Source organism: Cupriavidus sp. USMAA2-4, from assembly GCF_001854305.1.
Classification (GTDB): domain Bacteria; phylum Pseudomonadota; class Gammaproteobacteria; order Burkholderiales; family Burkholderiaceae; genus Cupriavidus; species Cupriavidus malaysiensis.
This window is the reverse complement of record NZ_CP017748.1, coordinates 1,843,203-1,869,806: the sequence shown is the minus strand read 5'-3', so window position 1 is coordinate 1,869,806 and position 26,604 is coordinate 1,843,203. Positions and strand designations below refer to the sequence as shown.

At 68.5% G+C, this 26,604-nt stretch carries 26 protein-coding genes and 1 other RNA gene; 14 read left to right on the top strand and 13 right to left on the bottom strand.

Annotated features, from left to right (window positions below; all coding sequences use genetic code 11):
• Window positions 1-140: 140 nt before the first annotated feature.
• From BKK79_RS08165 to BKK79_RS08150, 4 genes are all read left to right on the top strand, one after another.
• Complete coding sequence (locus tag BKK79_RS08165; protein ID WP_071011016.1) at window positions 141-1,214, top strand: tartrate dehydrogenase; 1,074 nt, start codon at window positions 141-143, stop codon at window positions 1,212-1,214.
• Window positions 1,211-2,530 (top strand): glycerate kinase type-2 family protein, encoded by a 1,320-nt coding sequence (locus BKK79_RS08160; RefSeq protein ID WP_083383932.1) that lies wholly within the window; start codon window positions 1,211-1,213, stop codon window positions 2,528-2,530. The genes BKK79_RS08165 and BKK79_RS08160 overlap by 4 nt, the downstream gene beginning before the upstream one ends.
• Window positions 2,531-2,610: 80 nt before the next feature.
• Window positions 2,611-3,645 (top strand): dihydroorotase, encoded by a 1,035-nt coding sequence (gene pyrC, locus BKK79_RS08155; RefSeq protein WP_071037513.1) that lies wholly within the window; start codon window positions 2,611-2,613, stop codon window positions 3,643-3,645.
• A gap of 17 nt (window positions 3,646-3,662) precedes the next feature.
• A complete protein-coding gene (locus BKK79_RS08150; RefSeq protein ID WP_071011018.1) occupies window positions 3,663-4,535 on the top strand; it encodes a DUF3025 domain-containing protein in 873 nt (290 codons plus the stop codon).
• 34 nt (window positions 4,536-4,569) lie between these two features.
• Here the strand turns inward: BKK79_RS08150 and BKK79_RS08145 are convergent, their stop codons facing one another.
• Window positions 4,570-7,377, bottom strand: a complete 2,808-nt coding sequence (locus tag BKK79_RS08145; RefSeq protein WP_071037512.1) for a M16 family metallopeptidase — start codon at window positions 7,375-7,377, stop codon at window positions 4,570-4,572.
• A 232-nt stretch (window positions 7,378-7,609) separates the two neighbouring features.
• Here BKK79_RS08145 and rnpB point away from each other — a divergent pair.
• An RNA gene (rnpB, locus tag BKK79_RS08140) (RNase P RNA component class A) lies at window positions 7,610-7,952 on the top strand.
• Window positions 7,953-8,001: 49 nt separating this feature from the next.
• Here rnpB and BKK79_RS08135 read toward each other — a convergent pair.
• Window positions 8,002-8,424 (bottom strand): OsmC family protein, encoded by a 423-nt coding sequence (locus BKK79_RS08135; RefSeq protein WP_071011022.1) that lies wholly within the window; start codon window positions 8,422-8,424, stop codon window positions 8,002-8,004.
• Between the two features lie 728 nt (window positions 8,425-9,152).
• On the opposite strand from BKK79_RS08135, the gene rplM reads away from it, so the two are divergent.
• The 4 genes from rplM (at window position 9,153) to erpA (ending at window position 11,286) form a co-directional block, all read left to right on the top strand.
• Window positions 9,153-9,581 carry a 50S ribosomal protein L13 gene (gene rplM / locus BKK79_RS08130; RefSeq protein ID WP_071011023.1) on the top strand — a complete coding sequence of 143 codons (429 nt, stop codon included), beginning with the start codon at window positions 9,153-9,155 and terminating at the stop codon, window positions 9,579-9,581.
• An 11-nt stretch (window positions 9,582-9,592) separates the two neighbouring features.
• Window positions 9,593-9,985, top strand: coding sequence for a 30S ribosomal protein S9 (gene rpsI / locus BKK79_RS08125; protein WP_071011024.1), 393 nt, complete (start codon window positions 9,593-9,595; stop codon window positions 9,983-9,985).
• 223 nt (window positions 9,986-10,208) lie between these two features.
• Window positions 10,209-10,811, top strand: coding sequence for a bactofilin family protein (locus BKK79_RS08120; RefSeq protein ID WP_071037511.1), 603 nt, complete (start codon window positions 10,209-10,211; stop codon window positions 10,809-10,811).
• 106 nt (window positions 10,812-10,917) lie between these two features.
• On the top strand, window positions 10,918-11,286 hold the full coding sequence (erpA, locus tag BKK79_RS08115) for an iron-sulfur cluster insertion protein ErpA (protein WP_071011027.1): 369 nt from the start codon (window positions 10,918-10,920) through the stop codon (window positions 11,284-11,286).
• 114 nt (window positions 11,287-11,400) lie between these two features.
• Here erpA and BKK79_RS08110 read toward each other — a convergent pair whose 3' ends face one another.
• Window positions 11,401-12,207, bottom strand: a complete 807-nt coding sequence (locus BKK79_RS08110; RefSeq protein ID WP_071037510.1) for a phytanoyl-CoA dioxygenase family protein — start codon at window positions 12,205-12,207, stop codon at window positions 11,401-11,403.
• Window positions 12,208-12,350: 143 nt separating this feature from the next.
• Between BKK79_RS08110 and BKK79_RS08105 the strand changes: the two genes are divergently transcribed.
• Window positions 12,351-13,268: a LysR family transcriptional regulator gene (locus BKK79_RS08105; RefSeq protein ID WP_071011030.1), complete on the top strand. Its 918-nt coding sequence runs from the start codon at window positions 12,351-12,353 to the stop codon at window positions 13,266-13,268.
• A 19-nt stretch (window positions 13,269-13,287) separates the two neighbouring features.
• Here BKK79_RS08105 and BKK79_RS08100 read toward each other — a convergent pair whose 3' ends face one another.
• Window positions 13,288-14,412, bottom strand: coding sequence for an anhydro-N-acetylmuramic acid kinase (locus BKK79_RS08100; protein WP_071037509.1), 1,125 nt, complete (start codon window positions 14,410-14,412; stop codon window positions 13,288-13,290).
• 40 nt (window positions 14,413-14,452) lie between these two features.
• Window positions 14,453-15,835: a M23 family metallopeptidase gene (locus tag BKK79_RS08095; RefSeq protein ID WP_071011034.1), complete on the bottom strand. Its 1,383-nt coding sequence runs from the start codon at window positions 15,833-15,835 to the stop codon at window positions 14,453-14,455.
• A 211-nt stretch (window positions 15,836-16,046) separates the two neighbouring features.
• Here BKK79_RS08095 and tyrS point away from each other — a divergent pair, with 211 nt between their 5' ends.
• The 4 genes from tyrS to BKK79_RS08075 all read left to right on the top strand — a co-directional run bounded on the left by tyrS (window position 16,047) and on the right by BKK79_RS08075 (window position 19,192).
• On the top strand, window positions 16,047-17,288 hold the full coding sequence (gene tyrS, locus BKK79_RS08090; protein WP_071011035.1) for a tyrosine--tRNA ligase: 1,242 nt from the start codon (window positions 16,047-16,049) through the stop codon (window positions 17,286-17,288).
• A 17-nt stretch (window positions 17,289-17,305) separates the two neighbouring features.
• Window positions 17,306-17,770 carry a D-aminoacyl-tRNA deacylase gene (gene dtd, locus BKK79_RS08085; RefSeq protein WP_071011037.1) on the top strand — a complete coding sequence of 155 codons (465 nt, stop codon included), beginning with the start codon at window positions 17,306-17,308 and terminating at the stop codon, window positions 17,768-17,770.
• Window positions 17,771-17,804: 34 nt separating this feature from the next.
• Complete coding sequence (locus BKK79_RS08080; RefSeq protein WP_071011039.1) at window positions 17,805-18,452, top strand: YbhB/YbcL family Raf kinase inhibitor-like protein; 648 nt, start codon at window positions 17,805-17,807, stop codon at window positions 18,450-18,452.
• Between the two features lie 65 nt (window positions 18,453-18,517).
• Window positions 18,518-19,192, top strand: coding sequence for a histidine phosphatase family protein (locus BKK79_RS08075; protein ID WP_071011041.1), 675 nt, complete (start codon window positions 18,518-18,520; stop codon window positions 19,190-19,192).
• A 40-nt stretch (window positions 19,193-19,232) separates the two neighbouring features.
• Here the strand turns inward: BKK79_RS08075 and BKK79_RS08070 are convergent, their stop codons facing one another.
• The 8 genes from BKK79_RS08070 to dusB all read right to left on the bottom strand — a co-directional run bounded on the left by BKK79_RS08070 (window position 19,233) and on the right by dusB (window position 26,492).
• Window positions 19,233-19,970 (bottom strand): queuosine precursor transporter, encoded by a 738-nt coding sequence (locus BKK79_RS08070; RefSeq protein WP_071011042.1) that lies wholly within the window; start codon window positions 19,968-19,970, stop codon window positions 19,233-19,235.
• Between the two features lie 135 nt (window positions 19,971-20,105).
• Window positions 20,106-20,693: a BPSL1445 family SYLF domain-containing lipoprotein gene (locus BKK79_RS08065; protein ID WP_071011044.1), complete on the bottom strand. Its 588-nt coding sequence runs from the start codon at window positions 20,691-20,693 to the stop codon at window positions 20,106-20,108.
• Window positions 20,694-20,983: 290 nt separating this feature from the next.
• Window positions 20,984-22,048: a Holliday junction branch migration DNA helicase RuvB gene (gene ruvB, locus BKK79_RS08060; protein WP_071011046.1), complete on the bottom strand. Its 1,065-nt coding sequence runs from the start codon at window positions 22,046-22,048 to the stop codon at window positions 20,984-20,986.
• Between the two features lie 81 nt (window positions 22,049-22,129).
• A complete protein-coding gene (gene ruvA / locus BKK79_RS08055; protein ID WP_071011048.1) occupies window positions 22,130-22,711 on the bottom strand; it encodes a Holliday junction branch migration protein RuvA in 582 nt (193 codons plus the stop codon).
• Between the two features lie 166 nt (window positions 22,712-22,877).
• Entirely contained in the window at window positions 22,878-23,423 is a 546-nt protein-coding gene (gene ruvC / locus BKK79_RS08050; protein WP_071011050.1) for a crossover junction endodeoxyribonuclease RuvC, read from the bottom strand.
• Between the two features lie 165 nt (window positions 23,424-23,588).
• The gene (purH, locus tag BKK79_RS08045) at window positions 23,589-25,163 is read right to left on the bottom strand and encodes a bifunctional phosphoribosylaminoimidazolecarboxamide formyltransferase/IMP cyclohydrolase (RefSeq protein WP_071037508.1); all 1,575 of its coding nucleotides are present in this window, start codon (window positions 25,161-25,163) and stop codon (window positions 23,589-23,591) included.
• A 16-nt stretch (window positions 25,164-25,179) separates the two neighbouring features.
• The gene (locus BKK79_RS08040; protein WP_071011054.1) at window positions 25,180-25,413 is read right to left on the bottom strand and encodes a Fis family transcriptional regulator; all 234 of its coding nucleotides are present in this window, start codon (window positions 25,411-25,413) and stop codon (window positions 25,180-25,182) included.
• The gene (dusB, locus tag BKK79_RS08035; protein WP_071011056.1) at window positions 25,410-26,492 is read right to left on the bottom strand and encodes a tRNA dihydrouridine synthase DusB; all 1,083 of its coding nucleotides are present in this window, start codon (window positions 26,490-26,492) and stop codon (window positions 25,410-25,412) included. The genes BKK79_RS08040 and dusB overlap by 4 nt, the downstream gene beginning before the upstream one ends.
• Window positions 26,493-26,604: the final 112 nt, after the last annotated feature.

Sequence of the window (26,604 nt, the reverse complement as noted above, 5' to 3'; positions counted from 1 at the left end):
GGCGGCAGCGGACTGCCGCTTTGCAATAGAATGCAGCTATTATCCCGCGCGGCCGGATCGCTGCCAAGCGCGGCCGCCAGGGCCGTGCCGGCCGGGTTCCCGCCCCCTCCCGACCCCCAGGCCGCCAGGCCTTCCCGCACATGAGCCAATACAAGATCGCCGTGATTCCCGGAGACGGAATCGGAACGGAAGTGATGCCCGAAGGCATCCGCGTGATGGACGCCGCCGCGCGTCGCTTCGGCATCGACCTGCAGTGGGACCACTTCGATTTCTCCAGCTGCGACTATTACGCCCGGCACGGCAAGATGCTGCCCGACGACTGGTTCGACACGCTGGTCAAGTACGACGCGATCTATTTCGGCGCCGTCGGCTGGCCTGCGACCGTGCCCGACCACGTCTCGCTGTGGGGCTCGCTGCTGCAGTTCCGGCGCGCCTTCGACCAGTACGTGAACCTGCGCCCGGTGCGGCTGATGCCCGGTATTCCTTGCCCGCTGGCCAATCGCAAGCCCGGCGACATCGACTTCTACGTGGTGCGCGAGAACACCGAGGGCGAGTATTCCAGCATCGGCGGTCGCATGTTCCCGGGCACCGAGCGCGAGGTGGTGATCCAGGAAACGGTGATGAGCCGGATCGGCGTCGACCGCATCCTGAAGTTCGCCTTCGAACTGGCGCAGAAGCGTCCTAAAAAGCACTTGACGTCGGCGACCAAGTCCAACGGCATCTCGATCACCATGCCCTACTGGGACGAGCGGGTCGAGGCGATGGCCGCCGGCTACCCGGAGTTGAAGGTCGACAAGTACCACATCGACATCCTGACGGCCCATTTCGTGCTGCACCCCGACTGGTTTGACGTGGTGGTGGCCAGCAACCTGTTCGGCGACATCCTGTCCGATCTCGGCCCGGCCTGCACCGGCACCATCGGCGTCGCGCCCTCGGCCAACATCAATCCCGAGCGCACCTTCCCGAGCCTGTTCGAGCCGGTGCATGGCTCCGCGCCGGACATTGCCGGACGTGGCATCGCCAACCCGATCGGCCAGATCTGGTGCGGGGCGATGATGCTCGAGCACCTGGGCCATGCCGAGGCCGGGGCGGCGGTGCTGCAGGCCATCGAATCGGTGCTGGCGGCCGGTCCGCAACATGCGCCGCTGACGCGCGACATCGGCGGCACGGCGGGTACCGCCGATCTGGGCCGCGCGATCGCGGAGGCGCTGTGAGCGGCGCGGCCGGTACCGTAGCCGGTACCGTGCCCGATCCGCGCGCGCTGTTGCTGGAAAGCTTCCAGGCGGCGGTGGCGGCGGCCGATCCGCTGCAGGTGGTGGCCGCGCACCTGCCGCCCCCGCATGCCGGCGGGCGCACCCTGGTGGTGGGCGCCGGCAAGGCCGCGGCTTCGATGGCGCTTGCGGTGGAGCGTGCCTACGCGGGACGCGCGGCGCTGGAGGGACTGGTGGTCACGCGCTATGCGCATGGCCTGCCTACCCGGCATATCCGTGTGATCGAAGCCGGCCATCCGGTGCCCGACGAGGCCGGCGAGCAGGCCGCGGCGGAAATCCTCGCGCGGGTGCAGGCACTGGGTCCCGACGACCGCCTGGTGGTGCTGGTTTCCGGCGGTGGCTCCAGCCTGCTGTCCCTGCCGGCCGACGGCATTGCCATGGCCGATCTCAAGGCCACCACACGCGAGCTGCTGCGCTGCGGCGCGCCCATCACTGACATGAACATCGTGCGCAAGCACCTGTCGCGCATCCAGGGTGGGCGGCTGGCCCAGGCCAGCCGCGCGCCGGTCACCACGCTGATCGTTTCCGACGTGGCTGGCGACGATCCGAGCGCGATCGCCTCGGGGCCGACCGTGGCCGACCCGAGTACCTTCGGCGATGCCCTGGCCATCCTGCGGCGCTACGGCGCGACGGTGCCGGCGGCGGTGCTGCAGCATCTCGAACGCGGTGCGCGCGGTGAGCTGGCGGAGACGCCGAAGCCGGGCGACGCCGTCTTCGCGCGTGTGGACAACCGCATGATCGCCACCGCGCACGGCAGCCTCGAGGCGGCCGCCGCGTGCTTCCGCGCGCACGGCATCCAGCCGGTCCTGCTGGGCGATACGGTGACCGGTGAGGCACGCGAGGTGGCCCAGGTCTATGCCGCGCTGGTGCGCGAGATTCGGGCGTACAATGCGCCTTTCGCCGCGCCGGTGGCCCTGATTTCCGGCGGCGAATGCACCGTCACCCTGCCGGCCGGCGCCAAGGGCGCGCGCGGCGGCCGCTGCTCTGAGTTCCTGTTGTCGCTGGTGCTCGAGCTCGGCGGCCTGGCCGATGTGCATGCCATCGCCGCGGACACCGACGGTATCGACGGTTCCGAGGACAATGCCGGCGCGCTCGCCGCGCCGGACTCGCTGGCGCGGGCCGAGGCGGCCGGTGTGACGGCCCGGCGGCAGCTCGACGCGCATGACGCCTGGGGCTTCTTCGATGCCATCGGCGACCTCGTCGTGACCGGCCCCACGCGCACCAATGTGAACGACTACCGCGCTATCCTGATCGTCTAAGCCCAAGCTCCCGGCCCGTCCCCACTCCGTAAAACCGCGCCCGCCGTCATCGCGGCGGGCCATGCAAGACCCCCGAAGCCATGACCCAGACCCTCACCATCATCCGCCCGGACGACTGGCACCTGCACCTGCGCGACGGCGCTGCCCTGGCCGCCGTGCTGCCCGATACCGCCCGCCAGTTCGCGCGCGCCATCATCATGCCCAACCTGAAGCCGCCGGTGACCACGGTCGAGCAGGCCGCGGCCTATCGCGCGCGCATCCTGGCGGCGCTGCCGGCAGGACTGCAGTTCGAGCCGCTGATGACCCTGTACCTGACCGACAACACGCCGGCCGAAGAGATCGTCGCAGCCAAGGCGAGCGGCTTCGTGCACGGCGTCAAGCTGTATCCGGCCGGCGCCACCACCAACAGCGATGCCGGCGTGACCGACCTGCGGCGCTGTGCGGGTGCGCTGGAAGCGATGCAGCGCGTCGGGCTGCCGCTGCTGGTGCACGGTGAAGTCACCGACGGCGACATCGATATCTTCGACCGCGAGGCGGTCTTCATCGACCGTGTGATGACGCCGCTGCGCCGCGACTTCCCGGAACTGAAGGTGGTGTTCGAACACATCACAACGAAGGACGCCGCACAATACGTGCGCGACGCGGCAGGTCCGGTGGCAGCCACCATCACCGCCCACCACCTGCTGTACAACCGCAACGCCATCTTCACCGGCGGCATCCGCCCGCACTACTACTGCCTGCCGGTGCTCAAGCGCGAGATCCACCGCGAGGCGCTGGTGGCGGCGGCGACCTCGGGCAGCGACCGTTTCTTCCTCGGCACCGACAGCGCGCCGCACGCGCGCGGCCTGAAGGAGCACGCCTGCGGCTGCGCCGGCTGCTACACCGCCTTGCATGCGATGGAACTGTACGCCGAAGCCTTCGATGCGGCCGGCGCGCTCGACAAGCTGGAAGCCTTCGCCAGCTTCAACGGCCCGGCCTTCTACGGCCTGCCGCGCAATGCCGGCACGCTGACGCTGACGCGCGAAGACTGGGAGCTGCCCGCCGAGCTGCCCTACGGCGACACCACGCTGGTACCGCTGCGCGCCGGCGAGGTGCTGCGCTGGAAGGCGAAGTAAGGCGCGTGGCGGGGCAGATGCCGGCCGGCGCGCCGGCTCCGGACGCGACCCTGGCCGCGGCGCTGGCCGCCATCGACTGGTCGCGGCCCTGGTTCGCGCCGCTGCGCGCGCTTGGCCAGCCCCTGGCCTGCGCCGTAGCGGCGGGCGCCGACCTGCGCGGGGCGCTCGATGCCTGCGCGGCGCCGCTGGGCCTGTGCAACGACGCAGGGCTGCCGCTGCACTTCGTGCCTCAGGCCGCGCTGCCCGACGGCTGCGCCTATGAAGCGCACATCCATGCCACCGGCGCGGTGCCCACGCGGGACAATCTGCACGACTTCTTCAATGCGCTGGTGTGGCTGCATTTCCCCACCGCCAAGCGTCTGCTCAATCGGCTGCAGGCGGCCGCCATCGCGCGCGACGGCGTGCAGGCCAGTCGGGGCCCGGTGCGCGACGCGGCCACCCTGTTCGACGAGAACGCCGTGCTGTTCCTGAGCGCAGAGCCCGCCCTGGAGTCCGCCCTGCGCGGCTTCGGCTGGCGCGCGCTGTTCGTCGAGGCGCGCATTGCCTGGCATGACCGCTGCACGGTGCTGCCTTTCGGCCATGCCCTGCTGGAGAAGCTGGTGCGGCCCTACAAGTCGGTCACCGCACACGCCTGGCCGCTGGACCTGGCGCCGGCGGGCGTGGCACATGGTGGAAAATCGCAAGCAGCGCCGCCGGAGGCGCCGGACTGCCGGGCCGTGGACGAGGCCGTCGCCGCGTCCTTGCGGGCGGCCGTGGCGCAAGGCCAGTTCGCGCCGCGCCGTTTCGCGCCGCTGCCGGTGCTGGGCGTGCCCGGCTGGTGCGCGGACAATGGCGATCCCGCCTATTACGAGGACACCGCCGTGTTCCGGCCGGGGCGCCGCGCTGCCTGAGCACGGCGGCGCCGGTCGCGGCGGTCCAGCTGTATCAAGGCCGGGGCGGTGCCTCGGCGGTCGCGGGGAAATCGCCGGCGTAGACCTGGGTCAGCCGGGCCGGGTCGAGATGCGCGCGCAAGGCCGCGTTGACCGCCGCGACGCTTGCCTGGCGGATCTTCTCCTCGCGTTCGGCGGAGACCAGCATGGTGCGGCCCAGATAGCGCTGGTTGGCCAGGTTGGCGGCCAGCGCGCCATCGTCGCTGCGGCCGACCGCGGCCTCCTGCAGCAGGCCGTTCCTGGCCTCGGCCAGTTCTTCCTCGGTGATCCCGTCCTTGACCAGCCGCGCCAGTTCCTCGTTGACCGCGCGACGCAGCTTGTCGAGGTTCTGCGGCGCATATTGCGCCTGCAGCGCGAAGCTGCCGGCATCGTCCAGCGAGCCGATGCGCAGCATGCTGGCGACCGCATAGCTGATGCCGTCGCGCTGGCGCAGCCGGTCGGCCAGCCGGCTCTTCAGGCTGGCACCGCCGAACACGCGGTTGGCGATCAGCAGCAAAGGATAGTCGGCATCCTCGGTGGTCAGCTTGACCGGCAGGTTCGCCACATAAACGGCGCTGGCCTTGTCAGGCGTGCGCAGCACGATGGCGGCCGGGGCGATCTCGAGGTAGGGGCGCGGCACGCGGGTGAACGGTGCCGGCGCGCTCCAGTCGCCGAACAGGGTGGCGAGCTGCTCCTTGGTGGCGGCGGGATCGAAGTCGCCGACCAGCGCGAGCTGGGCGTGGCTGCTGCCGTAGAAGCGGGTGTGGAAGTCCTTGAGGTCTTCGACGCGCACGCGCCGCAGGGCGGCGATACGCTCTTCGAGGGTGTCGGTATGGCGCGGGTCGCCTGCCGGGTAGGGGTCGCCGTGGCGTGCCAGGGCGTTGCGCGCCAGCGCGCCGGGCTCGGTGAGCTGGCCTTCCAGTCCCGCGATCGCCCGGCTGCGCAGGGTTTCCAGCTCGCTGGCCGGGAACTGCGGCGCGCGTAACACGTCACGCAGCAATGCCAGCAGGTCGGGCAGGTAGGCCCGGCGCGTCTGGAAACGCACCGTGACCCGTTCCGCATCGCCGCTGATCGAGACGCCTGCCTTGAGAGCCTCCAGGCGGTCGGCGACCTGGCGGAAGTCCAGCGCCCCCGCGCCGCGCACCAGCATGGCGGCGGTCAGGCCGCCCGCGGCATCCAGTCCCTGCAGGCTGGCCGTGTCGCCCATGCGCAGGTACAGCACGCCGCTCACGCTGCCGCCGCGCGTCGGCTTCGGCAGCAGGCTGAGCTGCATGCCGTTGGCGAGCGTGGGCCGCAGCGTGCCGGCCTCGATATTGGCCGGCGAGGGATCGAACGCGACGATCAGAGCCGCCGCCGGCTTGCCCTGGTAGCCATCGACCATGGCCGCGATCTCGGCCTGGCCGAGCGGTGCCGGAATGGTCGTGCGCTGCGGCTGGGCGGTTGGCACGAACTGGCCCAGGGTGCGGTTGGCCGGCTGCAGATAGTGCAGTGCCACGCGCTGCACGTCTTCCAGGCTGGCTTGCGCGATGCGGTCGCGGCCGATCAGGAACAGGCGCCAGTCGCCCTTGGCGATGGCTTCCGACAAGGCCAGCCCGTAAGCGGCGGGGTCGTTCAGGGTCTCTTCGTAGGCGTTCAGCAGCCGCGTGCGGGCACGCTCCAGCTCGTCGGCCGTGACCGGCCGCGCGGCGAAGCCCTCCAGCTCGGCCAGCAGGGCCTCGCGCGCCGGCGCCAGCGGCTTGTCCTTGCCGGCCACGGCGACGAAGATCGCGGAGCCCGGATCCTTGAGCGCGCGCAGGATGCCGCCCTGCGCCGATGCCTTGCCGCTCTCGACCAGGGCGCGGTAGAGGCGGCCGCCCGGCGCGCTGGTGAGGATGTCGGCCAGCAGCGCCATCGCCGCCGTATCGGCATGGGCGCCCGGAGCGATATGGTAGTGCGCCATCACCGCCGGCACATCGCCGGTCCGGTTCAGGGTCACCTCGCGCGGGCCTTCCTGCGGCGGCTCCACGGTATGCTCGGCGGGCAGCGCCCGTGCCGGCCGCGGCACGGCGCCGAAGTAGCGCGCGACCCGCTCCAGCGTGGCATCCCGGTCGAACTTGCCGGTTATCACCAGCACGGCGTTGTCGGGCTGGTAGTAGCGCCGGTAGAAGGCCTGCAGGCGCTCGATGCCCACCTGTTCGACGTCGCTGCGCGCGCCGATCGGCGCATGGCCGTAGTTGTGCCACTGGTAGGCGGCGGCCACCACCTGCTGCAACAGCACACTGTTCGGATTGTTCTGTCCCATCTCCAGTTCATTGCGCACCACCGTCATCTCGCTGTCCAGCGACGACCTGGCGATGAAGCTGTGGACCATGCGGTCGGCCTCCATGCGCAGGATCCAGTCGAGGTTGTCCTCGCTGGCGGCGAAGGTGGCGAAATAGTTGGTGCGGTCCTGGGCGGTGGTGCCGTTGAACTGCATCCCACGGCGTGCGAACTCGCGCGGGATCGTATCGCCAGGATAGGCCGGCGTGCCCTTGAACAGCAGGTGCTCCAGCAGGTGCGCCATGCCAGTTTCGCCGTAGTTCTCGTGACGGCTGCCGACCAGGTAGGTGACGTTCACGGTGGTGACCGGCTGTGCCGCGTCCGGCGCCAGCAGGATGCGCAGGCCGTTGGGCAGGCGGTATTCTGTGATGCCCTCCACCGAGGTGACCCGGGCGGGCAGCGTGCTCGCCGCGGGCGGGACCGGCACGGAACTGAGCGCGCAGGCGGGGACGGCGTTCAGCAGCAGGCTGCAGGCCAGGGCAAGGGCGGCGAATGGGGTCGTGTTGGCTTGGGTGGGCAGGCGCATGCAGGGTTCGAGGCGATGGCGGGAGTGGCTTCGATGTGGCGTTTGATGTACACGAAGCGGAAGGACATTCTAGACGGAGTGGGGGCGGGCAGAGGGGAAGGACAGGTCCGATCGGATCGTTCGTTGGAAAAGTCAGATGGATCGGGCAGGTGCGGCGGATGCCGGGCCCGGCTGGGCATCCGCCGCGCGCGGGTCGCGCGCGCGGCGCCGCGGTGTTAGACTCCGTCCTCGCAAAGCAGGCCAGACAATCGCTGCTCGCCGCCGTCAGGCGGCGAGGGGAGGAAAGTCCGGACTCCACAGGGCAGGGTGTTGGCTAACAGCCATCCACGGCGACGTGCGGAATAGGGCCACAGAGACGAGTCTTGCCGCCGGGTACGCCTGGCGGCAAGGGTGAAACGCGGTAACCTCCACCTGGAGCAATCCCAAATAGGCAGGCATCGAGGCGGCCCGCTGAGCCTGCGGGTAGGGAGCTGGAGCCGGTCGGTAACGGTCGGCCTAGAGGAATGGTTGTCACGCGTGGCTCGCCGTCAGGCGGGCCGCGCGCACAGAATCCGGCTTATCGGCCTGCTTTGCTTCTCTTTCCAGCGCACGGCCGGGCACGCGCCGGCCGTGTCCGGAGGCGCCTCAGCCTTCGACGATTTCCACGCTGTGGGTGATCTCGGCGGTCTTGGCCAGCATGATCGAGGCCGAGCAGTATTTCTCATGCGATAGCGTCACCGCGCGCTCCACCGCGGCCGGGCTCAGGTTGTGCCCGGTAACGACGAAGTGGAAGTTGATGCGCGTGAACACCTTCGGATCCTCGCCGGCCCGCTCGGCTTCGAGCTTGACGCTGCAGCCGCGCACATCGTGCCGGCCGCGCTTGAGGATCAATACCACGTCATAAGCGGTGCAGCCGCCGGTGCCGAGCAGCACCATCTCCATCGGGCGCGGTGCCAGGTTGTGGCCGCCGCCATCCGGCGCGCCGTCCATGGTCACCAGATGACCACTGCCGGTCTGGGCGATGAAGCTCATCCCCTCCGGGCCCGTCCAAGTTACTTTGCATTCCATGTGAGTCCGTCCTGTGTCCTGGGTTCTGTTCGGTGCGTTCCTGTTCGCAAACGCGTGATGGTCAGGCCTTGCTTTTGCCAGTATATCGTCTACAGCGAGAGTGCCGCTTGAGCCGGTTTACGCCGCACAGTTCGAGGGTTTCTTCTAAGATGACGCTTTGGTGACAAGCATGATTGATATGTAAGTATTTGATAAATAACGGATTCATGTGGCAATGTTGCATCCGCACAATTTTTTACAATGCGGTAAGGCATTTCGCACTGCAAATTTTCTTGCGTCGCACAAGCGCTCATGTATAATGGCTTCCATTGAACGACGGCATCTGCAGCGCGCCAGAGTGCGAAAGCGAACAGCTCAGCCCGCACCGCCCGCCGCCTCCGTCGATCTCCAGGTGTCTCCTCCACCCTCCTCCTTTGGTGGATTCAAACCCAAGCCTAGCGCTTGGGTTTTTTTTCGCCTGTCGGTCGTGCCGAGTCCTGGATGGATGCTATCCGGCGCCGCTCAGTCCTCGGAACTTGACGATGGGGCTCGCTTTTGCTTGTGCGTCGAGCAGTTGCCCGAGTATAATCTACGGTTTTCCGTCATGCCCGCGGAAGAGAATTCAGGGAGAGCCTGCACACACAAGCAGGAAGGCCAGGTCCCAAGGACCGGCCGATCGCCGGCGCATGCGACTGGTCTCGCATGGCACGGCAAGTTTCGGGCAGGTTCTACAAGTCTCAGGAAAAATCATGAAGACCTTTTCCGCCAAGCCTCACGAGGTAAAGCGCGACTGGTACGTGATTGACGCGACGGACAAAGTCCTCGGCCGTGTCGCCAGCGAAGTGGCACGCCGTCTGCGCGGCAAGCACAAGCCGGAATTCACTCCGCACGTCGACACCGGTGATTACATCATCATCGTCAATGCAGCCAAGCTGCGTGTCACGGGTACCAAAGAAACGGACAAGAAGTACTATCGCCACACGGGCTACCCGGGCGGTATCTACGAAACCACGTTCGGCAAGATGCAGCAGCGTTTCCCGGGCCGCGCCCTGGAGAAGGCTGTCAAGGGCATGCTGCCGAAGGGTCCGCTGGGCTACGCGATGATCAAGAAGCTAAAGGTGTACGCCGAAGCCGAGCATCCGCACGAAGCGCAGCAGCCTAAGGCGCTGGAAATCTAAGGGGGCCATCCATGATCGGAAACTGGAATTACGGTACCGGCCGCCGCAAGAGCGCTGTGGCTCGTGTCTTCATCAAGTCGGGCAAGGGCGACATCATCGTCAACGGCAAGCCCATCAAAGAGTATTTCGCTCGCGAAACCTCGCTGATGATCGTGCGCCAGCCGCTGGAACTGACCTCGCACGGCGAGACCTTCGATATCAAGGTCAACGTGAACGGTGGTGGCGAAACCGGCCAGGCCGGTGCCGTGCGCCACGGTATCACCCGTGCCCTGATCGACTACGATGCCACGCTGAAGTCCGCGCTGTCGAAGGCCGGCTACGTCACCCGCGATGCGCGTGAAGTGGAACGTAAGAAGGTCGGTCTGCATAAGGCACGCCGCCGCAAGCAGTTCTCGAAGCGCTGATGCGCGCTTGCCGGGGTTGCTGCCCCGGCAGGTCGAGAGAAAAACCGCACGGTCACCGTGCGGTTTTTTTTTGCCCTGCGCGGGTGGCGGCGCAAGCGCAGGGGCGAAAGCTCGCCAACATGTACCTTGCCGTCATGGCGGTGCCCCGTGCGGCTACAATCGCAGCGCGTTGCCGCGCGGCCGGTGGGAATCCACAGGGCCGGCTCGGCAAGAGGAGGAAGCTATGTTGTTTTCGAAGAAGAAAGGCCTGACGATCGATACCCTGATCGGCCGCGAGGCGGTGATCGACGGAGATCTGTCCTTTGCCGGCGGCCTGCGCCTGGACGGGCGCGTGCGCGGCAACGTGGTGGCGCTGGCAGGCCAGCCCAGCATGCTGGTGCTCAGCGAGAGCGGTCGCGTCGAGGGCGAAGTGCGGGTCGCCCATCTCGTGCTCAACGGCACCGTGGCCGGGCCTGTGTATGCCAGTGAACTGCTGGAGCTGCAGTCGCAGGCCAGGGTGCATGGCGAAGTGCATTATGCAGCTCTCGAGATGCAGCAGGGGGCCCTTGTCGAGGGCCGTCTCGTGCCGCGGGTGCAGGGCGAAACGCGGGCGTTGCCGGCGCCGGCCGAGGCCGGTGCGAGCGATGCCGCCGCCGTGGGCGAGGACGCCGGCCTGGCCAACGTGGCCGATGCGGAGGCTGCGAGCGAAGGGGCCGATCCGGTACCGCCGCCAGCCGTAGCCGAGGCGCGGGCTGTGGCTGGCGCCTCGGACGCCGCACAGGCGGCGCCGCGCGAAGAGTCGGCGCTGACCGCGGTGGCGGGTCTGCGCCAACGGAGTGCCGCTTGAGGCATGCGGGAGGCGGGTGGCGGCCAGAGTCCCTTGAATTCACGGGGTTTCGGCACGATCTCGCCAGAGCGCTTAAAATACCGGCGTATCTAAACAGGAGAACCCCATGAACGCAGTCGCCGAGGCACCCGTTACCGAGGACGTGCCGGCCCCGTTCGTCTTTACCGACAGCGCTGCCGACAAGGTCAAGGAACTGATCGAGGAAGAAGGCAACGCCAACCTGAAGCTGCGCGTGTTCGTGCAGGGCGGCGGTTGCTCCGGCTTCCAGTACGGCTTCACCTTCGATGAAGACGTCAACGAAGACGACACCACGATGCAGAAGAACGGCGTCACCTTGCTGATCGACTCGATGAGCTACCAGTACCTGGTCGGCGCCGAGATCGATTACAAGGAAGACATCAACGGTGCGCAGTTCGTGATCAAGAACCCGAACGCGACCACCACCTGCGGCTGCGGCTCGTCCTTCTCGGTCTGAGTGTCGCCGGCCTGGCCGGCTCGCGGGATCGCCCCGGGGCCGCCAGGACGAGAGGCAGGAATCGAGCGCACTTCGGTGCGCTTTTTCTTTTCTGCTTCCTGTGCCTGCCGTCCGCTACGCCTGGACGGCGGGTGCGCGCCAGACCACGGGGAACCAGTCTTCGCGCAACCGCTCGCCATCGCGCTGGCCGATACCGGGGAAGGGCGGCGAGGTGCGCCCCGGGCGCTCGATGAAGCGTACGTCGTCGCCAAGGAAGCGCGCCGAGAAGGCGCGTCGGCGGCCTGTGCCCTGGTTGCCCGCCGCACCGTGCACGGTGCGGAAATCGAAGACCACGGCATCGCCGGGGGCCAGTTGCGGAGCGACGATCCGATGGCTGCCGTCCTCGACGTCGGGCATGTCCATGAAGCTGTCGCGGCCGGCATAGAAGTTCTCGTTGCTGGCCCAGCGCTTGGGCCGCACCAGCTTGGGCCAGCGGTGCGAACCCAGGACCACGCGCAGGGTGTTGGTGGCGTCGACCGGGTCCAGCGGGATCCAGTAGCTGGCGGTCTGCAGGCCATCCACGCAATAGTAAGGCAGGTCCTGGTGCCAGGGCGTCGGCTTGTCGGTGCCGGGTTCCTTGACCAGGATGTGCTCGTGGAAGACCTGCACCGCACTGGCGCCCATGATGCGGCCGGCGATGGCCGCGGCGGGCGAGCGGCGGATGAAGTCCTCGAACGGCGCGATGCGCTGCCAGTTGCAATAGTCCTCGAAGAAGCGGCCGCGCTCGCCCCCGCGTACATTCTCGATGGCGAAGGGACCGGGCTGCGCCAGGTTCTGCGCGAAGCCCTCGCGCAGGGGCTCGACCCAGTCGCTGAAGGCACCGCGCAGCACGAGCGCGCCATCGCGCTGGTAGGCCTCGATCTGTTGCGTGCTGATTTCCATCAAGCTTTCTCCCTGATCCGACTTTCTCCCTGATCCGACGGCAACGACGACATCGTCCGGTCTCCCGTGCCGGCTGCCGCAAGTATGGTCTGCACGCCTTCATAGGAAAAGCATATATTTCCTATCTTCCAATATAGGAAATCATGATCCCCTTTTCCTTTCGTCAGCTCGAGTACTTCATCGCCGCCGCGGAGCAGGGCAGCATCAGCGCCGCCGCCCGCGCGCGCCACGTTTCGCAGCCCTCGGTATCGCAAGCCATCGCACAACTCGAGCAGGCGCTCGGCGAGCCCTTGTTCCACCGCCGCATCAGCCGCGGGCTGGAGCTGACGCCTGCCGGCCAGCGCCTGCTGGGGCGTGCCCGCGACATCCTGGCGCTGGCGGCGGACCTGGGCGGCGCGGGCGCCGGCCAGGCCGCGCTGTCGGGCCAGCTGGCCATCGCCTGCTTCCAGGACCTCGGGCCGTACTACCTGCCGCGCTTGCTGGCCGGCTTCCGGCAGCGCCACCCGGCGGTGGAGGTGACCTTGCTCGAGTCGGACCTGGCCAGCGTCCACCGCGCACTGGGCAGCGGCAAGGCCGAACTGGCGCTGACCTACGATCTGGGCTTCGATGCCGGCGTGGAGCGCTGGACCCTGGCGCAACTGGCGCCCCATGCCCTGCTGCCGGGCGACCATGCGCTGGCGCGGCTGCCGGCCGTCAGCCTGCAGGAACTGGCCGGGCAGGTGCTGATCCTCGAGGACATCGCGCAGACGCGCGAGTATTTTCTTTCCTTGTTCTGGGCGCAGGGCTTGCGTCCGCGCGCGCTGCAGTACACGCAGACCTTCGAGATGCAGCGCGGGCTGGTCGCGCACGGCTATGGGGTGGCGCTGTCCTGTACGCGCCCGGCGGGGGATCAAAGCTATGACGGCAGGCCGCTTGCCTGCCGTCCATTGCGCGACGCGGTCGAGCCGCAGCGTGTCGTGCTGGCCTGCTCGCCGGCGATGCGGCCGGCACCGCTGGCGCGGGCCTTTCTGGCGTGGGTGCGGCAGACCGTTCCGGAAGCGGCCGAAGGCGGCGCAGCGTGAGGTGCGCCGGTGCGGCCGCTCAGCGGGGGTAGAGCGCGCCCAGCACGCGCGGCCCGGCGGCACCGGTCACGGTCGGCACGTTGCCGGCGGCCCGCTGCAGGCACTGGCGCGCCAGCCACGCGAAGGCGATGCCCTCTACCTGCGAGACCGGCACGCCGAAGTCCGCGCTGGTCTGCACCGAGACGCCGGGCAGTTCCTGCGCCAGGCAGGCCATGACATGCGCATTGCGGGCGCCGCCGCCGCACACGATCAGCCGGCGCGCATCGGGCGCGTAGGCGCGCACGTCGGCGGCGATGGCGCCGGCGGTCAGCGCACCCAGTGTGGCCTGCACGTCGGCTGGCGGCAATTCGCCGGCGGCACCCAGGCGGGCGTCCAGCCAGGCAGGATGGAACAGGTCGCGCCCGGTGCTCTTGGGCGGCGGCGCGCGGAAATAGTCCTCGTCGCGCAGCCGCTGAAGCAGCGCCACGTTGACGCTGCCGCTGGCGCCCCAGGCACCGCCGGCATCGTAGGGCAGGCCGCGCCGGCTGGCGATCCAGTGGTCGAGCAGGGCATTGCCGGGGCCGCAATCGAAGCCGGTCACCGGCCGGCCGCTGTCGGCCGCCGGCAGGATGCTGATGTTGGAGATGCCACCGATATTGCAGGCCACGCGGGTTTCGCCGGCCGCGCCGAACAGGGCGTGGTGCAAGGCCGGCACCAGCGGTGCGCCCTGGCCGCCGGCAGCCACGTCGCGGCTGCGGAAATCGGCCACCACGTCGATGCCGGCCAGCTCGGCCAGCAGGGCCGGATGCTGGCTCTGGCGCGTGTAGCCGATGCCATCATACTGTCCGGGGCGGTGGCGGATGGTCTGGCCATGCGCGCCGATGGCGCAGACATCCTCGCTGCCGAGGCCGGCTTCGCGCAACAGCGTGGCCGTGCAGTCGGCGTAGACGTGCGCCAGTGCATTGGCGGCGAGCGCCTCGCGGTGGACCTCGTCGGGCCCCGGCTGCTGCAGCGCGCCGAAGGCCTCGCGCAGCGCCGGGTCGAAGGGCTGGTGGGCGGCGGCCAGCACCAGCGGGCGCGGACCGGAGAAGTCGACCAGCACGCCGTCGGCCCCATCCATGCTGGTGCCGGACATGATGCCGATAAAGCGTGCATTGAGGGTCATGGTCCGGCTCCGTCCGGTCGGGTGCGGGGCGCCGCCTCGCTCAGTTGCTGGCGGTCAGCACGTTGTAGGTGCGCAGCGCGTTGATGCGGCTGAGCATGCTGCTGGTATAGCTCAGGAACTGCTGGCGAGCGGGTCCGCTCAGCGCGGGCGATTCCATCAGCGCCGTGGTCAGCGGATTCTGCGGTACGTCATTGTGGCGGAATTCGTAGTGCAGGTGCGGTCCGGTGGCCCAGCCGGTCTGGCCGACGAAGGCGATCACCTGGCCCTGGCGCACATGCTGGCCGCGCTGCACGCCGGCAAAGCCCGACAGGTGGGCGTAGTAGGTCGAGTAGCCGTTGGCGTGCTTCAGGATGACCAGGTTGCCGTAGCCGTTCTGCTGGCCGACGAAATCGACCTCGCCATCGCCCGAGGCGAACACCTTGGTGCCGACCGGCGCGGCGAAGTCCACGCCCTTGTGCTGCGCCCAGTAGTGATGCAGCGGGTGGTCGCGCCCGCCGAAGCCGGACGAGATGCGGGTGAACTCGACCGGTGTGCGCAGGAAGGGCCGCTGCATGCTGCGGCCGTCGAAGGTGTAGTAGGCGCCGCTCTTGCTGCCTTCCGGCGCATACCAGAGCGCCTGGTACAGCTCATTGTGGTTGATCAGTTCGACCGCCATCACGCGCCCGTTGCGCACCAGGCTGCCGTCGCGGAAGCCTGCCTCGTAGACGATGCGGAAGCGGTCGCCGCGCGCGATATCGTGCTGGAAGTCAATCACGCCCGAGAAGATCGAGATCATCTGCTCGACGATCTCATCGGGTACGTTGGCGGCGTCCATCGCGTTGAAGAAGCCGCCGCTGCCGATCGCGCCCGACGCCATCTCGTAGCGCGTCTCGTTGCCCACCGTCTGCACGCGTGCGCGGTATTGCGGGTTGAGGTCGTCGCCGCCGGCTCGCTCGATCACCAGCAGGCGGGAGTTGGCCACGTCGCCGCCGAGGTTGGCCTGCAGCGACACCAGCAGGTTGCGCTCGTCGACTTCCGCCTGCACGGCCTGGCCCGGCTCCAGGCCGAACAGGCCGCGCGCGGTCGGATTCCTGGCGATGAAGGCCTGGGCATCGGGATCGTCCACGCCCAGCCGCTTGAGCAGCGTGGCGATGGTGTCGCCACGCAGCATGCGCTCCTGGCGCACGTAGGTGGCGTCGCTGTCGGTCAGCTTGTCGAGCTGCTCGCGCAGGTCGGGCAGGCGCATCGGCTGCAGCACGCGCGGTGCCTGGGGATCGTCGTAGGCCGAGCGCGGGGCCACACCCATGGCGGCGGCCATGCCCAGCGCGAACACCGTGCCTACCGCCGCCGTCAGTTGCTTGCGGCGGCGCGCATGGTGCGCGTTGGTCGGGTCGACGAGTACCACCAGCTCACGCGCGAAAACTTCGCGGAGTCTGGACCACATCACGTAAAATTCACTCTTGGTTTGGCCCCGCTGCCGCGACGATTTGCTTCGTCTGCCTTCGCTCCCCGAGGTGCGGTGCGGGCGCTTTGCATTTGCCGCCTACAATGGCGGTTGGCCGCGGGATTGCTCCCGTCGCGCCGGAAGGGCGGATTGTACCAGATTCCCTGCCGGTGGCCGTGTCGAATTCTCATGTTTTTCAACGACTTACGTCATGACTGAAGTGTCCTCCGGCCCCGCGGCCAACTACCCCCTGACGCCGTCGGTGATGCACGCCCTGGAGGTGTCCAAGCGCGGCTGCGACGAACTGCTGATCGAATCCGAGTGGCTGCAGAAGCTGGCCCGCAGCGAAGCGACCGGCGTACCGCTGCGCATCAAGCTGGGCCTCGATCCGACCGCCCCGGACATCCATATCGGCCACACCGTGGTGCTCAACAAGCTGCGCCAGCTGCAGGACCTCGGCCACCAGGTCATCTTCCTGATCGGCGACTTCACGTCCACCATCGGCGACCCGTCCGGCCGCAACGCCACGCGTCCGCCACTGACGCGCGAGCAGATCGAAGGCAACGCCCAGACCTACTACCGCCAGGCCAGCCTGGTGCTGGACCCGGCCCGCACCGAGATCCGCTACAACAGCGAGTGGTGCGATCCGCTCGGCGCGCGCGGCATGATCCAGCTCGCCGCCAAGTACACCGTCGCCCGCATGATGGAGCGCGATGACTTCACCAAGCGCTTCCGCTCAGGGGTGCCGATCTCGGTTCACGAGTTCCTCTACCCGCTGATGCAGGGCTATGACTCCGTGGCGCTGAAGTCCGACCTGGAGCTGGGCGGCACCGACCAGAAGTTCAACCTGCTGGTGGGCCGCGAGCTGCAGAAGGAATACGGCCAGGAGCCGCAGTGCATCCTGACCATGCCGCTGCTGGTGGGCCTGGACGGCGTCGAGAAGATGTCCAAGTCGAAGGGCAACTACGTCGGCGTCACCGAGGCCCCGGGCGAGATGTTCGGCAAGCTGATGAGCATCTCGGACGACCTGATGTGGCAGTACTACACGCTGCTGTCGTTCCGTCCGCTGGCCGAGATCGAACTGATGAAGCAGGAGATCGCGCTGGGCCGCAATCCGCGCGATTGCAAGGTGATGCTGGCGCAGGAGATCGTGGCGCGCTTCCACAGCGCGGCCGATGCCGAGAAGGCGCTCGAGGACTTCAACCACCGCGCGCGCGGCGGCGTGCCCGACGAGATTCCCGCGGTCAGCCTGGGCGGTGCGCCGCTCGGCATCGCCCAGTTGCTGAAGCAGGCCAATCTCGTGCCCTCGACTTCCGAGGCCAACCGCAATATCGAGCAGGGCGGCGTCAAAATCGACGGCGCCACGGTCAGCGACAAGGGGCTGAAGGTGGCCGCAGGTACCTATGTGGTGCAGGTCGGCAAGCGCCGTTTCGCCCGCGTGACGCTGTCCTGAGCGCGGGGCGCAAGCACATGATCGCCCTGATCCAGCGTGTCTCGCAGGCGCGCGTCACCGTCGGCGAACGGACCACCGGTGCCATCGGCGCCGGTCTGCTGGCCCTGGTGTGCGCCGAGCGCGGCGATACCGAGGCCCAGGCCGAGCGCCTGCTGGCCAAGCTGCTGGCCTACCGGGTCTTTCCCGACGAGGCCGGCAAGATGAACCTGGCCGTGCAGAACATCGATGGCAAGGGCGGCGCCGGCGGGCTGCTGGTCGTGTCCCAGTTCACGCTGGCCGCCGACACCAACAGCGGCACGCGGCCGAGCTTCACCCCGGCGGCGTCGCCCGAGGACGGCCGCCGCCTGTACGAGCATTTCGTGGCGCGGGCCCGGGTCTTGCATCCGCAGGTGGAGACCGGCGAGTTCGGTGCGATGATGCAGGTCAGCCTGACCAACGATGGCCCGGTCACGTTCTGGCTGCGGGTGCCGCCCGCGGCATGAGGGGCGCGGGCTCGTTTCGAGCAAGGAGAGTCAAATGAAGATCTGGAGCAAGTCGTTCGCCGACAACGGTCCGATCCCTGGCGAATACGCCTTCTGCGTGCCCGACGCAGCCAGCCACGTGGCGCTGTCGAGCAACCGCAATCCGGACCTGGAGTGGGACGAGGTACCGGCCGCCACCCGCTCCTATGCGCTGATCTGCCATGACCGCGATGTCCCCAGCCGTGGCGACGACGTCAACCAGGAGGGGCGCGAGGTGCCCGCCGCGCTGCCGCGCGTGGACTTCTACCACTGGGTGCTGATCGACATCCCTTCCGGCCTGCGCTCGATCAGCGCGGGCTCGCACAGCGACGGCGTGATCGCGCGCGGCAAGCCCGGCCCCGAGGCGGCCGGCGGCACGCCCACCGCGGGCGGCCTGCGCCATGGCCTGAACGACTACACCGGCTGGTTCGCCAGCGACCCGGACATGAAGGGCGACTACTTCGGCTATGACGGCCCCTGTCCGCCGTGGAACGACGCCCTGGTGCACCACTATGTGTTCACCGTCTACGCGCTGGACGTCGAACGGTTGCCGCTGGAGGGCAGCTTCACCGGCGCGCAGGTGCTCGCGGCGATGGCCGGCCACGTGCTGGCGCAGGCCAGCCTGACCGGTACCTACACGCTCAATCCGAAATTCGCCAAGTAAAGACCAAGAAGACCGGAAAAGCCGGGCAGGGTGCACTGCACGGCGTCCCGCAACGAGGAAACGGCATGTCGCAGAGCTTCGGGCCGCACGCACTGGCCATGACCCACCTGATCCTGATCCGCCACGGCGAGACGGCCTGGAATCGCGAGCGGCGCCTGCAAGGCCAGCTCGATATCCCGCTCAACGGGACCGGCCAGGCACAGGCCCGCGCGCTTGCCGGCGCGCTCACCGGCGAGCCAATCGATGCCGTTTATTCGAGCGACCTGTCGCGCGCGCTGCAGACCGCCACGCCGCTGGCCGAGGCGCTCGGGCTGGCGGTGCGTCCGGAGCCAAGGCTGCGCGAACGCTGTTACGGCGTGCTCGAGGGCATGAGCTATGCCGAGGTGGCAGAGCGGCGCGCCGAGGACTTCGCGCGCTGGCAGGCGCGCGTGCCGGACTACGCGCCGGAGAACGGCGAAAGCCTGCGCGGTTTTCACCAGCGTGCGGTCGAGATCGCGCTGGCGCTGACGCGCCGCCATCCCGGCGAACGCATCGCGCTGGTGGCGCACGGCGGCGTGCTCGACTGCCTGTACCGCGAGGCCACCGACATGACGCTGGAAGCGCCGCGCCAGCACGAACTGCTCAACGCCAGCATCAACCGGCTGCGCTGCGATGGCGACCGCCTGTCGCTGATGCAGTGGGGGGACATCCAGCACCTGGAGGCGCTGACGCTGGACGAAGTGGACCGGCGCGTGCCCTGAGCGCGCCGCCGGTCGTCGGCCGTGCGCTGCTGCCGCCCGCTCAGACCCGTACGCGGAATGGGGTGAAGTCGGTGCCGCGGTCGAACCAGTCCTCATGCTCCGCCGCCTTGAGGAAGGCGACCACCTTGTAGGTCACCGGCGTCATCACTACTTCCCAGCCGGTCTTCAGCACGTACTGGGCGATGGCCACCTGCACCACCTTCTCCAGTGGCCAGATGCCGTAGAAGGCGATCACGTAGAACAAGGACGAATCGACCAGTTCGCCCGCCAGTGTCGAGCCGATGGTGCGTGTCCACAGCCAGCGGCCGCCGGTCCACAGTTTCATCTTGGCCAGCACATAGCTGTTGGCGAAGCTGCCGCAGCAGAAGGCGATCAGCGAGCCCATGGCGATGCGCCAGGTATTGCCGAACACGTCTTCCAGGCTCTTCTGGTAGTCCGCCATGAAGGGGGCCACCGGCATCCTCAGCACCACCAGGCTCATGAAGGTGGCGAAGGCCAGCGCGGCAAAGCCGGCCCATACCGCGCGCCGGTCGCGGCCGTAGCCATAGACCTCGGTCAGGACGTCGCCGAAGATGTAGGAAACCGGGAAGAACAGTACACCCGCGCCGAAGGTGACCGGGCCCAGCACGGGCAGCGTGACCTGGGCCGCCTTGGCCGCACCGATCAGGTTGGAGCACAGCAGCACCGTGACGAAGGCCGCCATCACGAAATCGTAGTAGCGGTAGACGCGGCCGCCGGTCAGGGTCTGGGCGGTGTTGGCGGTCGAGGAGGGCGGCATGTCGGTCGGCGTTTCCCGGCGATTATGCCAGCCACTGCCGCACCCCGCCTGCATGGGAAAGATCCCGGCCGCGGCCGGGATCTTCTGTGGCGCCGGAGCGACAGCCGACCGCCACAGGGCGACTCCGGCACGGGCTCAGATGTTGAGCTTGCTGATCTTGGAGCCGTTCAGTGACACGTCGACCATCAGCCCGGCATTGGTCTGCACGAAGCCGATCACCGGCTGCTGGCTGACCAGGGTGTCGATGGTACCGTTGGCGCCGACCTTGATCAGCGCCACGTTGGCGTCGACGCCCGCGGTCCAGCCGCTGCTGTTGAGGAACTTGCTATAGGCTTCCGGCGTCATGAACATGATGATGACGGCCTTGGACTGGCCACCGGCGGTCAGGCCGACGGAGGCCGAGGCCGTGCTGTAGTAGCCCACGGTCTGGCCGCGGCTGCGCAGCGCGCCTTCACCGTATTCGCCGCCGACCACCAGGCCGGCGGAGAGCACGCGCGGGAACACCAGGATGCCCTGGGCGCGCTGGGCCAGCTCGCGCGAGCCGCTGACCGAGCCGTACAAGCGGTTCAGGGCACCCTCCACGCCGGCGTTGATCTGCTGGCGCTTGGCTGCGACGTCCGTCGGCGCCTCGCTGCCGGTCGTGGTGCAGCCGGTGGCCACGGCGGTCGTGGCCACGGCCAGCCCGGTGGCCGAGATCCGAAACATAAAACCGCGTCGATCCATTTGAGTCTCCATGTGAAAGACAATGCGCCGGATCCGTAACGCTCAAGCAGCAAGCCGGCTCGACTATTGTGGTCAATCCGTCAATTCCGGGCAACGCACCACAAAAAGTTTTTCAACGGCACTCAAAAACGCTTAACTCGCGCGCGAGGCGGTTCCCGCCGCGCGAGGCGGGCCAAGCCCGGGTTTGCCGCGGCGCGGCAAACCGGTCGGGGATGTAGCGGGGAATGTGGCGGGGAACGTGGCTGGCAATGCGCAGGGGCATGGGCCGTGGGCGGCCCGCATGCCGGCACTCAGACGGTGCCGGCCGGGTCGTACGGCGCCTCGCCGCCAGCGTCGGGTGTGGCCAGGCCGAAGTGGCGGTAGGCGCTGGCCGTCGCCACGCGCCCGCGCGGCGTGCGTTGCAGGTAACCCTGCTGGATCAGGTAGGGCTCCAGCACGTCCTCGATGGTGTCGCGTTCCTCGCCGATGGCGGCGGCGAGGTTATCGACGCCGACCGGGCCGCCGCCGAACTTGTGCAGCACGGCTTCCAGCAGCTTGCGGTCCATCAGGTCGAAGCCGGCGCGGTCCACGTCGAGCATCGACAATGCGGCGTCGGCCATCTCGCGCGTAATGGATCCGTCACCCTTGACCTCGGCGTAGTCGCGCACGCGCCGCAGCAGGCGGTTGGCGATCCGTGGTGTGCCGCGCGCGCGGCGGGCGATCTCCAGCGCGCCGCCGGCCTCGATATGGGCGCCCATCAGCTCGGCCGAGCGCGTGACGATGCGCGCCAGCTCCTGCGCCGTGTAGAACTCCAGGCGCGCGACGATGCCGAAGCGGTCGCGCAGCGGATTGGTCAGCATGCCGGCGCGCGTGGTGGCGCCGACCAGCGTGAACGGCTGCAGGTCGAGCTTGACCGAACGCGCGGCCGGGCCCTCGCCGATCATGATGTCGATCTGGTAGTCCTCCAGCGCCGGATACAGGATCTCCTCGACGACCGGCGACAGCCGGTGGATCTCGTCGATGAAGAGCACATCGTTGGCTTCCAGGTTGGTCAGCAGCGCGGCCAGGTCGCCCGGGCGCTCGAGCACCGGGCCGGAAGTCTGGCGCAGGTTGACGCCCATCTCGCGCGCGATGATGTGGGCCAGCGTGGTCTTGCCCAGGCCAGGCGGCCCGAACAGCAGCACGTGGTCGAGCGCCTCGCGCCGCTTGCGCGCGGCGTGCATGAAGATGTCGAGCTGGCCGCGCACCTTCTCCTGGCCGACGTATTCGTCGAGCAGCTTGGGCCGCAGGGCCCGCTCGAAGGCCTCCTCGTGCTTGGAGGCAGGCGCGGCCGAGATCACGCGCTCGGGGCCGGAAAGCTTGTCGGTTTCAATCATGGTGTTGGCAGGCGGAATGGCGCCATTCTACGCCCCGCGCCCGCGGCGGCAGGCACCGACCGATTTCCGTGATGCAGTGGTCTAGGACTTCGAGAGCGCCTTGAGCGCGAGCTTAATGCCCTCCGAGACGCCGGTGCCGGCCGGCACCTGCTTGATGGCGGCGCCGGCTTCCTTCTCCGAATAGCCGAGCGCCAGCAGGGCGTTGAGGATGTCGACCGCGCTGTCGTGCACCGCGGCGGCTCCCGGTGCATGGCCGAGCTCCGCGCCCAGCTTGCCCTTCAGCTCCAGCAGCAGCCGCTCGGCCGTCTTCTTGCCGATGCCGGGCACGCGCGTGAGCCGGCCGGCTTCCTGCAGCGTGATGGCCTGGGCCAGCTCCGATACCGACATGCCTGACAGCACCGCCAGCGCCATGCGCGCGCCGATGCCGGTGATCTTGATCAGCTCGCGGAAGGTATTGCGTTCGGCAGCCGTGGCGAAGCCGTACAGCAGGTGCGCGTCCTCGCGCACGATCAGCTGCGTCAGCAGCGTCACCGGCTGGCCGGTCTGCGGCAGGTTGTAGAAGGTGCTCATCGGCACGTCGATTTCGTAGCCGACGCCGTGGCAGTCCACCAGCAGGTGGGGCGGGTTCTTCTCCAGCAGCGTGCCGGCAATGCGTCCGATCATGTCTCGTGGGTCTCGAATGGCGAAGCCGGGCGTGTGGGTGCGCCCGTGCGCTTCGGGAAGAAAATCGCCGCCAGTGTAGCCGAGGGCGCGCGCCAAGGCGTCAAGCCTTCAAGGCGTCAGGAGGGCAACGGCCTGCCGGCCGAGCGGGATGCGGGTCCGATGATGACTAGCCGACCAGGCGCCCGCGGCGCACGCGCACGCCGCGCCGCGCCAGCTCCGGCGCGAGCCCGGCCAACGTGCCGAGCGCGTCGCCGCCGTTGGCATGGCAGATGGCAACGCCCAGCGCATCGGAGGCGTCGGTACCCGGCCGGCCGGGCAGGCCGAGCAGGCGCACCACCATCTCCTGCACCTGCTCCTTGTTGGCGCGGCCGTAGCCGACCACCGCCACCTTGAGCTGCATCGGCGTGTACTCGTACACCGGCAGGCCATGGCCCACCAGCCCGCAGATGGCGGCGCCGCGGGCCTGGCCCAGCAGCAGCGTGGATTGCGGATTGACGTTGACGAAAACCTTCTCGATGGCCGCGCAGTCGGGCGCATAGGTGCGCGTGACCTCGGCCACGCCGTCGTACAGGGTCTTCAGCCGCTCGGGCAGGCTGCTGTTGCCATCGCTCTTGATGGTGCCGGAGGCGATGTAGTGGAGCTGGTTGCCGCGCTTTTCCAGCACGCCGAAGCCGGTGGTGCGAAGGCCGGGGTCGATGCCTAGGATGCGCATGGTGGGAGGGGGGATGCCATGGGCACTAGTTTAGCGCCTGGCGCGGGCGGCGGTGGGATTGCCGCGCCGCCCGGTGCCTGCCGGGGCAGGCATCGGTGTGGGGACGTCAGCGGCCGGCGCCGCAAGGGCGCGGCCGGAGACGCCGGCCGTCAGTGCATCAGTGCATCAGTGGCGGAAGTGGCGGGTGCCGGTCAGCACCATGGCGATGTTGCGCTCGTCGGCGGCGGCGATCACCTCGTCGTCGCGCATCGAGCCGCCCGGCTGGATCACGCAGGTCGCGCCGGCATCCACCACCACGTCCAGGCCGTCGCGGAACGGGAAGAAGGCGTCCGATGCCACGGCCGAGCCCGCCAGCGTCAGGCCGGCGTTCTGTGCCTTGATGCTGGCGATGCGTGCCGAGTCGACGCGGCTCATCTGGCCCGCGCCCACGCCCAGCGTCATGCCGCCGCCGCAGAAGACGATGGCATTGGACTTGACGAACTTGGCGACGCGCCAGGCGAACATCAGGTCATCCATTTCCTTGGGCGTCGGGTGGCGCTTGGTCACCACGCGCAGCTCGGCCGGCTGCACGTTCTTGGCGTCCGGGCCCTGCACCAGCAGGCCGCCGCCGACGCGCTTGAAGTCGAACGGGTTGAGGCCCTGGCCCAGCGGGATCTCGAGCAGGCGCACGTTCTGCTTGGCCTCGAACACGGCGCGCGCGCCGGCGGAGAACGACGGCGCGATCAGCACTTCGACGAACTGCTTGGCGACTGCCTGCGCGGCGGCTTCGTCCAGCTCGACGTTGAAGGCGATGATGCCGCCGAAGGCCGAGGTCGAATCGGTCTTGAAGGCCTTCTCATAGGCTTCCAGGGCGGAGACGCCGAGCGCCACGCCGCAGGGGTTGGCGTGCTTGATGATGACGCAGGCCGCGCCGGCGGACGGGGCGAAGGACTTGACGCATTCCCAGGCCGCGTCGGCATCGGCGATGTTGTTGTACGACAGTTCCTTGCCCTGCAGCTGCACGTAGTTGGCCAGCGCGCCGTCCACGGCCTTCAGGTCGCGATAGAAGGCGGCCGACTGGTGCGGGTTCTCGCCGTAGCGCATTTCCTGCACCTTCTCGAAGGCCAGGTTCAGCGTCTGCGGGTAGCGGCTGCGCGCCTGGTGCGACTTCTCCGGGCCGAGGCTGGTCAGGTAGTTGGTGATGGCGCCGTCGTACTGCGCGGTATGCGCGAACACCTTGGTGGCCAGGCGGAAATTGGTGTCGTAGCCGACCTGGTTGCCATGGGCGCGCATCTCGGCCAGCACCGGCGCGTAGTCGGCCGGATCGACGATCACGGTGACGTCGCGGTGGTTCTTGGCTGCCGAGCGCAGCATGGTCGGGCCGCCGATGTCGATGTTCTCGATCGCGTCCGGCAGCGTGCAGTCATCCTTGGCCACGGTCTGCTGGAACGGGTAGAGGTTGACCACCAGCAGGTCGATGGTCGGGATGCCGTGCTCGGCCAGCGCGGCCATGTGCTCGGGCAGGTCGCGGCGCGCCAGGATGCCGCCGTGCACCTTGGGGTGCAGCGTCTTGACGCGGCCGTCGAGCATTTCCGGGAAGCCGGTGTAGTCGGCGACCTCGGTCACGGGCAGGCCGCTGTCGGCCAGCAGCTTGGCGGTGCCGCCCGTGGAAAGCAGCGTCACGCCCAGCGCGTGGAGTTCGCGCGCGAAGTCGACGATGCCGGTCTTGTCGGAAACGGAGAGGAGGGCTTGCTTGATCATGGCTCGGGGGGACTCTTCAAAGTAAACCGTGCTGCTGCAGCTTCTTGCGCAGCGTGTTGCGATTGATGCCGAGGTAGGCGGCGGCCAGCGACTGGTTGCGCTCGGCGCGCGTCATCACTGCCTCCAGCAGGGGGCGCTCGACGGCCTCCAGCACCATGTTGTAGATGTTCGACGGCTCCTCGCCGTCCAGGTCCCGGAAGTAGGCGCTCAGGCTGTCCCGGATGCATTGGTCGATCGCATTGCGGCTCATGCGGCAAGCAACTCCCTGTTCTTGTTGTCGGTTTCGCTGTCCTGCCCGTCCTGGTCGCCCTGCTGCGCCTCGTCCACATAGACCAGCCGGTCCGACAGCTGCGCCTGCTCGTCGAAGAAGGCGTTGACCGCGGCGAGTTGCGCCGTGCTGCTGTCCAGCGTGTTCATGTGGTGGCGGAACAGGTTGGCCCCTTTCAGGCCGCGCGTGTACCAGGCGATATGCTTGCGTGCGGTGCGCACGCCGGTGAATTCCCCGTAGAAGGCGTAGTGGTCGGCCAGGTGCTCGTTCATGATGGCGCGGATCTCGGCCACCTCGGGCGGCGGCAGCAGTTCGCCGGTGGCGAGGAAATGCTCGATCTCGCGGAACAGCCAGGGCCGTCCCTGCGCCGCGCGGCCGATCATCAGCGCGTCGGCGCCGGTCGCTGCCAGCACCTGCCTGGCCTTCTGCGGTGTGGTGATGTCGCCGTTGGCGACGATCGGGATGCCGGCCTGCGCCTTGACTGCGGCGATCGTCTCGTACTCGGCCTCGCCGTGGTAGAGGTCGGCGCGGGTACGGCCGTGGATCGTCAGCATGCTGATGCCGGCGTCTTCGGCCAGGCGCGCCACGCGCAGCGCGTTGCGGTTCTCGCGGTTCCAGCCGGTGCGGATCTTCAGCGTGACCGGCACCTTCGCATCGACCTCGGCCACGGCCGCCACCACCGCCTCGACGATGCGTGCCACCAGCGGCTCGTTCTGCAGCAGCGCCGAACCGGCCGCCACATTGCAGACCTTCTTGGCCGGGCAGCCCATGTTGATGTCGATGATCTGCGCGCCGCGCTCGACGTTGTAGCGGGCCGCCTCGGCCATCATGCCGGGTTCTGCGCCGGCGATCTGCACCGCGATCGGCTCCACTTCCCCGGTATGGTTGGCGCGCCGCATGGTCTTCTCGCTCTTCCACAACTGGGCGTTCGACGCGACCATCTCGGAGACGGCATAGCCGGCCCCGAGCCGCTTGCACAGCTGGCGGAAGGGGCGGTCCGTCACGCCGGCCATGGGCGCGACGAAGAGGTTGTTGCGAAGGCGATGCGGTCCGATCTGCACGATGGCGTTCGAGGATTACCCGCTGGCGTCGGCCTGCCGGGCGGACGGGAAGCAAGATGCAAAAATGGAAAAGCATGCCCGGCCAAAACAGCGTTCGGCTGGCGGTCGGGAC

Coding starts and splice junctions, on each gene's coding strand:
- BKK79_RS08110 (WP_071037510.1), bottom strand. CDS start 12,207: ATGGAAATCAGCACGCAACAGATCGAGGCCTACCAGCGCGATGGCGCG.
- BKK79_RS08100 (WP_071037509.1), bottom strand. CDS start 14,412: ATGACCCTCAATGCACGCTTTATCGGCATCATGTCCGGCACCAGCATG.
- rplM (WP_071011023.1), top strand. CDS start 9,153: ATGAAGACCTTTTCCGCCAAGCCTCACGAGGTAAAGCGCGACTGGTAC.
- BKK79_RS08080 (WP_071011039.1), top strand. CDS start 17,805: ATGAAGATCTGGAGCAAGTCGTTCGCCGACAACGGTCCGATCCCTGGC.
- BKK79_RS08165 (WP_071011016.1), top strand. CDS start 141: ATGAGCCAATACAAGATCGCCGTGATTCCCGGAGACGGAATCGGAACG.
- BKK79_RS08065 (WP_071011044.1), bottom strand. CDS start 20,693: ATGGATCGACGCGGTTTTATGTTTCGGATCTCGGCCACCGGGCTGGCC.
- BKK79_RS08135 (WP_071011022.1), bottom strand. CDS start 8,424: ATGGAATGCAAAGTAACTTGGACGGGCCCGGAGGGGATGAGCTTCATC.
- BKK79_RS08095 (WP_071011034.1), bottom strand. CDS start 15,835: ATGTGGTCCAGACTCCGCGAAGTTTTCGCGCGTGAGCTGGTGGTACTC.
- dtd (WP_071011037.1), top strand. CDS start 17,306: ATGATCGCCCTGATCCAGCGTGTCTCGCAGGCGCGCGTCACCGTCGGC.
- BKK79_RS08120 (WP_071037511.1), top strand. CDS start 10,209: ATGTTGTTTTCGAAGAAGAAAGGCCTGACGATCGATACCCTGATCGGC.
- BKK79_RS08075 (WP_071011041.1), top strand. CDS start 18,518: ATGTCGCAGAGCTTCGGGCCGCACGCACTGGCCATGACCCACCTGATC.
- ruvA (WP_071011048.1), bottom strand. CDS start 22,711: ATGATCGGACGCATTGCCGGCACGCTGCTGGAGAAGAACCCGCCCCAC.
- BKK79_RS08105 (WP_071011030.1), top strand. CDS start 12,351: ATGATCCCCTTTTCCTTTCGTCAGCTCGAGTACTTCATCGCCGCCGCG.
- rpsI (WP_071011024.1), top strand. CDS start 9,593: ATGATCGGAAACTGGAATTACGGTACCGGCCGCCGCAAGAGCGCTGTG.
- pyrC (WP_071037513.1), top strand. CDS start 2,611: ATGACCCAGACCCTCACCATCATCCGCCCGGACGACTGGCACCTGCAC.
- BKK79_RS08070 (WP_071011042.1), bottom strand. CDS start 19,970: ATGCCGCCCTCCTCGACCGCCAACACCGCCCAGACCCTGACCGGCGGC.
- ruvB (WP_071011046.1), bottom strand. CDS start 22,048: ATGATTGAAACCGACAAGCTTTCCGGCCCCGAGCGCGTGATCTCGGCC.
- BKK79_RS08150 (WP_071011018.1), top strand. CDS start 3,663: ATGCCGGCCGGCGCGCCGGCTCCGGACGCGACCCTGGCCGCGGCGCTG.
- BKK79_RS08145 (WP_071037512.1), bottom strand. CDS start 7,377: ATGCGCCTGCCCACCCAAGCCAACACGACCCCATTCGCCGCCCTTGCC.
- tyrS (WP_071011035.1), top strand. CDS start 16,047: ATGACTGAAGTGTCCTCCGGCCCCGCGGCCAACTACCCCCTGACGCCG.
- purH (WP_071037508.1), bottom strand. CDS start 25,163: ATGATCAAGCAAGCCCTCCTCTCCGTTTCCGACAAGACCGGCATCGTC.
- ruvC (WP_071011050.1), bottom strand. CDS start 23,423: ATGCGCATCCTAGGCATCGACCCCGGCCTTCGCACCACCGGCTTCGGC.
- erpA (WP_071011027.1), top strand. CDS start 10,918: ATGAACGCAGTCGCCGAGGCACCCGTTACCGAGGACGTGCCGGCCCCG.
- BKK79_RS08040 (WP_071011054.1), bottom strand. CDS start 25,413: ATGAGCCGCAATGCGATCGACCAATGCATCCGGGACAGCCTGAGCGCC.